Source organism: Psychrobacter sp. AOP3-A1-26 (assembly GCF_052378235.1).
Classification (GTDB): Bacteria; Pseudomonadota; Gammaproteobacteria; order Pseudomonadales; family Moraxellaceae; genus Psychrobacter.
On record NZ_JBQSXN010000190.1, the window covers coordinates 1 to 905 of the forward strand.

The window sequence follows — 905 nt, forward strand, 5'->3', positions numbered from 1 at the left end:
TATATTGATTGTTTTATACAGGATTGTTTATATCAATAAAGGTAACAGGAAGCCCAAACTCTGCAGCAATCAATTCACCCAGTGCTTGAATACCACCACGTTCGGTCGCGTGATGACCACAGGCAAAGTAATCAATACCCAGTTCACGGGCAATATGGGTAGTCCGCTCTGATATTTCACCAGAGATAAACGCGTCACAGCCCATGAGTGCGGCCTGTTCGATCATATCTTGTGCGCCGCCCGTACAGATACCGACCCGTTGAATAAGTCTATTATTCTCCGGCTCAGATTCAGTATGAACCGATGCATTATAATGAGCAGAAATATGCAACGGTATGCGTCCTAGAGCGTCGGTAATATGGGCGATAAGACTTTGAGTACTCTGTGGTTTGCAGGTAGCGATATTGCCAACGGGACGTGACTCGTCAGGATAAAGCGCTCCAGTGATGGTCATATTCAGAGTCTCAGCCAGCTTAGCATTGTTGCCAATAACAGGATGCGCATCAAGCGGTAAGTGGTAGCCGATCATAGAGATGCCATGTTGCATGAGTTTACGGATACGCTGACCTTTCATGCCAGTGAGAGGCGCAGGTTCACCTTTCCAAAAATAACCATGATGCACCATAATCGCGTCAGCATTGTCAGCAATAGCGGCATCAATTAAGGCGTCGCTAGCGGTCACACCAGTGACGATACGCTGGATAGGGCGTCCACCATCTACTTGTAAGCCATTTGGTGCATAGTCTTTAAAGGCATCGGCTGATAAATAATCATCGCAAAATGCGGCTAAATTTTGTGCGCTAACCGTTGTCTCGGTTAGGGTATTGTTTGCGGTCATGGTATTCCCTTATAATTGTTTGAATGTTTCGTTGTTTTAATGGTTAAAGTACTTATAAATAATAAAA

1 protein-coding gene is annotated in these 905 nt (G+C 45.0%); it reads right to left on the bottom strand.

What is annotated here, in order from left to right:
* Window positions 1-13 precede the first annotated feature (13 nt).
* Window positions 14-838, bottom strand: coding sequence for a Nif3-like dinuclear metal center hexameric protein (locus ACT3TU_RS14240; protein ID WP_192524898.1), 825 nt, complete (start codon window positions 836-838; stop codon window positions 14-16).
* Window positions 839-905: the final 67 nt, after the last annotated feature.

Excerpts from the sequence above, each read along its gene's own strand:
- ACT3TU_RS14240 (WP_192524898.1), bottom strand. The coding sequence starts at position 838 with ATGACCGCAAACAATACCCTAACCGAGACAACGGTTAGCGCACAAAAT.